6 protein-coding genes are annotated in these 7335 nt (G+C 47.4%); all 6 read right to left on the bottom strand.

Annotated elements, in window-relative coordinates:
* Nucleotides 1-237: 237 nt before the first annotated feature.
* A complete protein-coding gene (tyrS, locus tag LRP54_RS04095) occupies nt 238-1500 on the bottom strand; it encodes a tyrosine--tRNA ligase (RefSeq protein WP_231235082.1) in 1263 nt (420 codons plus the stop codon).
* A gap of 133 nt (nt 1501-1633) precedes the next feature.
* Nucleotides 1634-3031 (bottom strand): argininosuccinate lyase, encoded by a 1398-nt coding sequence (argH, locus tag LRP54_RS04090; protein ID WP_231235101.1) that lies wholly within the window; start codon nt 3029-3031, stop codon nt 1634-1636.
* Between the two features lie 205 nt (nt 3032-3236).
* Nucleotides 3237-4670, bottom strand: a complete 1434-nt coding sequence (locus LRP54_RS04085; protein WP_231235081.1) for an O-antigen ligase family protein — start codon at nt 4668-4670, stop codon at nt 3237-3239.
* Between the two features lie 158 nt (nt 4671-4828).
* On the bottom strand, nt 4829-6076 hold the full coding sequence (locus LRP54_RS04080; protein ID WP_231205812.1) for an argininosuccinate synthase: 1248 nt from the start codon (nt 6074-6076) through the stop codon (nt 4829-4831).
* Between the two features lie 13 nt (nt 6077-6089).
* Nucleotides 6090-6602 carry an arginine repressor gene (gene argR, locus LRP54_RS04075; protein ID WP_231205813.1) on the bottom strand — a complete coding sequence of 171 codons (513 nt, stop codon included), beginning with the start codon at nt 6600-6602 and terminating at the stop codon, nt 6090-6092.
* Nucleotides 6603-6753: 151 nt separating this feature from the next.
* Nucleotides 6754-7251, bottom strand: a complete 498-nt coding sequence (locus LRP54_RS04070) for a flavodoxin domain-containing protein (protein WP_231205814.1) — start codon at nt 7249-7251, stop codon at nt 6754-6756.
* Nucleotides 7252-7335: the final 84 nt, after the last annotated feature.

Below are 7335 nucleotides of genomic sequence, written 5' to 3'. Positions count from 1 at the left end.
AAAACCCCGCAGCACCAAGGCCAGGCACACCACCCAACAAAACCCACCACAACCGGCAAACCCCATCAGGCGACAAACAAAAACAATACCCACCCCACCACGCACACGTCAAACCAAAACACTATGACACCAAACACACAAACATGAACTAAAGCAAAAATAATATTTTGATACAAAAGCAAAGGCAAGTAATTCACAAGAATTACTTGCCTTCACATAAGTTATGAGGTCAGAAGATCACACGAGCTCAACAACGCAAAGATTTCGACGACCTTTACGCACTAAAACAATAGAAGCAGCTAACACATCATCATGAGTAATAGGTGCCTCAGCATCTGTCACCTTGACATTATTTAGATAAGCGCCACCAGAAGCCACCGTACGCCGAGCAGCAGAACGCCCCTTTTCCAGGCCTGCCGCCACAAGAGCATCGATAACACTCCCCTCACCCAGTTTTAACTCAGCACGAGGCAGATCTACCGTAGCCGAACGCAATGTGGATTCATCAAGAGCCCGTAAATCACCGCCACCCCACAAAGCTTCAGTTGCAGCAAGCACACGATCAAGTTGTTCTTTCCCATGCACCATCTGAGTAACCAGAGCAGCCAATTCTTTTTGCGCCACACGCATATGAGGGCGTTCAGCCACCTCAACTGCAAGTTCTTCAATACGCTCACGTGTTGCGAAAGTGAAAATCTTCAGGAAACGAATGACATCATCATCAGCCACTTGAAGCCAGAACTGGTAGAAAGCGTACGGACTCATCATGTCCGGATCCAACCAGATTGCCCCACCCTCTGACTTTCCAAACTTCGTACCATCAGATTTCGTAATAATTGGCGTGGTCATCACATGAGTGGAACTACCTTCAACCTTACGTATCAGGTCAACACCACCAATCATGTTGCCCCACTGATCATTCCCGCCCGTCTCTAAAGTGCATCCATGACGACGGAATAACTCCAAGAAATCATTTGCCTGTAAAACCTGATAAGAAAACTCCGTGTACGAAATACCTTCATCAGAGGACAAACGACGCGCCACAATATCTTTAGCCAGCATCGTACCGATACGGAAATGTTTCCCTACGCCTCGAAGCAAATCAATAGCAGACATCTGCTCGGTCCAGTCAAGGTTATTCACCATCACCGCAGCGGCAGGACCCTCAAAATCTAAGAATCGGGAAATTTGATCCTTCAAACGCTGCGCCCAACCAGCCACAACTTCCGTTGGATTTAATTGACGCTCGCCAGACTGCCGTGGATCACCAATCTGTCCGGTTGCTCCTCCTACCAAAGCCAAAGGACGATGCCCCGCAAGCTGCAGATGTCGCATAACAATCACTTGCACAAGATGCCCATGATGCAATGAAGGAGCGGTTGGATCAAAACCACAATAAAACGTTACCGGCCCCTGCGACAGGTGTTCACGTAAAGCGTCCAAATCAGTGTGCTGAGCAATAAGCCCACGCCACTGAAGTTCGTCCAGGATGTCGGTCACAGTAATACCCTCACAATTCATTTTCTACTGTATACAGTCACTTTAAGTGTAAAGCACAGATGAAATAACATTCGCCGCGTTCCGCACAAGTGAAATGCTCCTCTACAGGGCACACACTGCGTAGCGCCCCATATTACGCGCGCGTCCACTCACGTAAAGCATCCGCCTGCGCACGTAATTGCTCACACTGCTGTGCAACACGCTGAGGCGCTGTACCGCCACGTCCAACTCGAGCCGAAACTGAGCCTTCGATAGTGAGAACTTCACGCACATCAGCTGTTAATTCAGGTGAGGCGCACGCTAATTCTTCATCAGTGAGATCAGCAAGCTCGACCCCACGATTTTCAGCAATCCTTACACACATACCGGAGATCTCATGCGCCTGACGAAATGGAACGCCCTTACGTACTAGCCACTCTGCTATATCCGTTGCCAAAGAAAAACCTTGCGGCGCAAGCTCTGCCATACGATCTGTATTCAGCCGCATCGTAGCAATCATTCCTGAAATGGCCGGCAAAAGAATAGTCAATGTATCAATTTGATCGAAAACAGGTTCTTTATCCTCCTGCAAATCACGATCATATGCTAAAGGTATTCCTTTAAGAACTGTCAGCAGAGCCGTTAAATCACCAATTAAACGCCCTGCTTTCCCGCGTCCAAGTTCAGCAACATCAGGATTCTTCTTTTGAGGCATAATCGATGATCCTGTAGAGAAAGAATCATCCAATGTCACATAATTGAACTCTTTCGTGTTCCAAATAATAATTTCTTCGCAAAGACGCGATATGTCAACCCCCACCATTGCCATAATGAACGCGAACTCTGCAACAACGTCCCGAGAAGCCGTACCATCAATAGAATTTGCCACAGAATCAGCAAAACCTAACTGATGAGCCACAGCACGCGGATCCATTCCGAGAGTGTTCCCCGCTAAAGCGCCGGAGCCGTAAGGGGAAATTGCTGCTCGTTTATCCCAATCACCTAAGCGTTCCACGTCACGTACAAGAGGCCATGCGTGCGCAGCCAAATGATGTGCCACAAGAACCGGTTGAGCATGTTGCATATGCGTACGCCCCGGCATGATTGCCGAACCTACCGATATTGCTTGCATATGCAGCTCATCGACCACATTCAGAATAAGACCTGCAATAAAACGAGCCTGTTCACGCAAATACATACGTATCAACGTAGCAATCTGATCGTTGCGAGAACGACCTGCTCGTAATTTACCTCCAAGATGGGAGCCTGCACGTTCAAGTAAGCCGCGTTCAAGAGCTGTATGCACATCCTCATCTTCTTGAGTTGGAAGGAAAGCTCCTGAAGCAACATCTTCCGCTAAAGAATCTAAAGCCTCATGCATACGCCGAATTTCATCACTATCGAGCAAACCTGCAGCAAATAAAGCATCTGCATGAGCATGTGAGCCTCGGATATCACACTGCGCTAAACGCCAATCAAAATGAGTAGAAACAGAAAGGGCTGCTAAAGCATCGGCAGGCGCACCACTGAAACGGCCACCCCATAGGCTCATTGAAGCATTGTTATGTGTCGATTCCACCAGACGATCATGCCGTTTTCTGAGGAATTTACCAACTTCTGTCCATTCTTCGATAGAGATTTTCTCGTGCGTGAAAATACGACTCACAAATTATGCGAACACACACTCAAGAGTAGGTACGTATGAGTCACTGGTAAGAAAGAAACAACAAGCAGAAGAAATAAATGAAAAGCAATATCTAGGCAGGCATCGGCACAGAAAAATCCACCGATTTTTTCCTCACACTCACATCAGCATTATCAGAACGCACTCGCACCACAAGCCATGTCGCAAAAGCAACGAAAAGAACCCAGTTTCCCTCTGAAAGCAAACGCGATTCTGTAAAAGACTGAACAATCAATGCCACCATAAGCACGGCGGGAAGAAGGAAATATAACGACTTATCTAAGTTCACATAAGCGCAGTAAAAAATACGGAAAGCAACAATTACGACGGCCGCGATCACAATAACCGCTCCTAAAATACCCGTTTGAAAAAGTGCTTCAATATAAGAATTATGAGCCGACATTGTCGGGGTTCCATCGGCACGTACAACCAGATTTTTGAACATCGGAATCCATGGTGGCCAATACATAACCCATCCCCAACCAACAAAAGGATGTAAAGCCCACAGACGTAAGAGACGCTCCCAAATCACGCCGCGTCCACTCATATCAGGGCTACGCGCCACAAATTCACTGATGTGATCGTGAAAAAAGAATGAACCTATAGCAATAAGCACCGCGCACACAAGCAAAAACACGAGCGCGCGGAAACGATACTTCACATTTACTCGACGCAAGATTAAGGCACCCACTCCGACCGCCAGACATGCGAGCAAAGCCAGCAACACCGTCGCAGAACGTGTCAGCGCGAGAACCAATAAACAAATAGTGCTCCACACCACCGTGCCTAGAGTATGGGTACGGGTATCAAGCCACGTTAGTACCACACCTATGAGGCAAAGCAAAGCAATGAAGGCTAAGGGATTACGGTTCCCCACTATTCCTTGTATGGGGCCGCCCTCAAAAAGTAAGGAGTTTACCCAGTAATACATTTCAGGAATATGTTCCCATGACCACATATATACTGGCGCAATTCTGTGACCAACAAAAACTTCAACAAAGAGTTCAAGAGCTAGGCTAGTCCCTAAAATCCATTTCAACCCAGAAATCAGATACGACAGTAGCTCACGTAAGGGGAAGGCAACCGCCAAAAAAATACCCGTCACCGTCGTTGCAACCGACAGCATTGACGCTGCCACTGTTTCTAACGGAAAGTGCGACCACACAACAGAAAGGCAACAGAGCGCAACAAATGCGCACGGAAGCATAGGTAAGCGCCGTAAAGACAGTTGGCGACCAGCCGTCACAAAAAGACCCGCAAGAATTAGAAGAGAAAGCGCAGCAATTGCGGCAAAAGCGAACCACCCAACAAGGTTACGTATTCCCTGACCACCAAAAGTCAAGAAAAAAGCCCACACAGCGCATACTGGCAACAGTTTTTCTGCACGTTCAGTATGGCGTTCCACCATGGTGTCGCGTATGTCAACAAGTGCTAAGCGCACTGGTTCAACATATAACGCACAGGTCTGTCGTATGCGACGCAAAGAGGCAGACAAGCGTTGAAACATATCTGCGGATACCCTTCCCTCAGGGAAATACTGATTTATGCCCGCAAGAGCGCACAAGCCCTCAGTGGGGCTGCCGTGCCTTCACACCTTTTGTAAGCCTATTGCAGTAGTGACCGAGAATCACGAAAAAAATCCCAATTCCCGGTCACAATCTGATTTCATTTCTCTGAGAGCAGTCCCTCACCCAACTCAGGGCCCCTACCAAAACGCACATCTCGTGCTGTTGCAAGGCGTGAAGTCATACCAAAGATTTCAATGAAACCTTTCGAATACGACTGATCGAAGGTATCACCTGTCTCATAAGTTGCGAGGTTGAAGTCATAGAGTGAGGACTCTGAACGACGTCCATTAACCGTGGCGCGACCTGCGTGCAGGACCATACGAATATCACCGGTAACATATTGCTGCGTATCGCGGATAAAGACATCCAAAGAACGCTTCAACGGTGAGAACCACAAACCGTCGTATACCAATTCGCTCCAACGCTGATCGACACGACGCTTATAGCGAGCAAGTTCACGCTCAATAGTGACATGCTCTAACTCTTGGTGCGCAGCAATCAAAGCCATCGCACCAGGAGCCTCATAAATTTCACGTGATTTAATACCAACTAAACGATCTTCAACAAGGTCAATACGCCCAATTCCCTGAGCACCCGCACGTCGATTGAGCTCCTGGATAGCTTCCAATGGGCTCACAGCACGCCCATCAATAGCAACAGGAATACCCTCACGGAAACTAATCACTACTTCATCAGGAACAGGAGCGTATGTCGGATCATCGGTATACGTGTAGACATCTTTCGTGGGCGCATTCCAAATATCTTCAAGAAAACCTGTTTCAATTGCACGCCCCCACACATTCTGGTCAATAGAGAACGGATTGTGACGAGTAGTTTCAATCGGAAGATTATGTGAATTTGCGTAGTCAATCGCCACATCACGAGTCAGAGCAAGATCACGCACCGGTGCTAAACATTTAAGATCAGGAGCATATGAGGTAATAGAAACCTCAAAACGTACCTGGTCATTTCCCTTACCCGTGCACCCATGTGCCACAGTATTCGCGCCAAATTGACGTGCTGCTTGAACAAGATGCTTCGAAATCAAAGGACGCGACAGAGCTGAAACTAAAGGATACACACCTTCATACAAGCCATTTGCTTGCAAAGCTGGCATACAGAAATCCGCTGCAAACTCATCTTTCGCATCTGCAACATATGCTTCAACCGCACCGCAATCCAAAGCACGCTGGCGAATCACCTCAAGGTCTTCACCACCTTGACCAACATCCACAGCCACGGCAACAACTTCCATACCGGTGCGTTCTTCAATCCACCCAATTGCTACTGAGGTATCTAAACCACCTGAGTATGCAAGAACTACACGGTCCTTTGCCTGTGTCATAGGTTTTTTCCTTTCATTTCTCTGTCAGAGACGAGGATTGAGTCATTTCAAGCAAAATTGCTTCAATTTTTACCGCGGCTTCATCACAGCGACATATCACAAGCACAGTGTCATCACCGGCTAAAGTACCCGCAACTTCACTCATACGCACCGAATCTATAGCAGACCCTAAAAGTTGCGCTGCCCCTACAGGAGTACGTAAAACAAGTTGATTATTTACTCGTATCAAACTGGTAAGAAGGGACTGGCACCAACGGGCAAGGCGTTCACGACCTGCCTCGCCCTCATGTGTTGGTAATCCATCGGCATCAGGAACGGTGTACACCAATGCGCCATCAGCAGAGCGAACCTTTGCAGCATGCATATCAATGAGATCTCGTGACAAAGTTGTTTGTGTCACTTCAATGCCATTAGCTGCAAGCTGCGAACGCAAGTCTTCTTGAGAGGTCACCTTATAGGAAGCCAAAATGCTGCGTATAGCTTCTTGACGCGCCGCTTTTGTACGAGGTGCTGTGGATTCAGTCATCGTGTCGTCCCTCTTGTGATACGAAGCAGCATAGTTTTACGCTGAAAGTATTCTTTGTGCGCATATGCAGCGAGACAAAACATCGACATACGCATAAATATACATTTACACGTATGTCTATGCGAATTTATTTTAGGGTTTTCGTAGTTTTCTACTGAGAGACATCACTCAAAGTCTCAGCAATAGTCCGTGACCATTCCTCAATCACATCCCAGTCACGGAAATCACCCTCCACTGCACCGGCTAAACGAACGATCGTACGCTCACGCAAATTCAGTAAAGAAGGAATATACCGCCCAGGAAAGACCCTATGCTCAATCGCCTTTACTTTTGTCAGCACAGGCCCAATACGAGAAGGATCTTGAGGAACATGCGCAGGAACGCCGTTCATTCCCACAGAAAAAGCCCACACAGGAATACCCTCAAGCTCTGAAGCAAAACGATCCATAAAATCATGAGCCTGCTCCATCCACGTCATCATGTATACAGCAGAACCACAGACCACCGCATCCACACCATCAAGTGAGGTAACATCCTGCGGGTTTTTACGCAACACATCATAGCCATGTTCAGCGAGATGACCAGCAATAGCATCGGCTATTTCAGCAGTTGCACCATGTTTTGAAGAAGCAGTCACAAGGATACGCATAGAACAAGTGTGACAGAAAGAAAGGCCGATGGTGTATTAAGAACACCCTAAAAGTAAAATTTAAGATCTTCTTTACACCATCGG

This window comes from Schaalia sp. lx-100 (genome assembly GCF_021083625.1).
Lineage (GTDB): Bacteria > Actinomycetota > Actinomycetes > Actinomycetales > Actinomycetaceae > Pauljensenia.
This window is presented reverse-complemented; position numbering and strand designations above follow the sequence as displayed.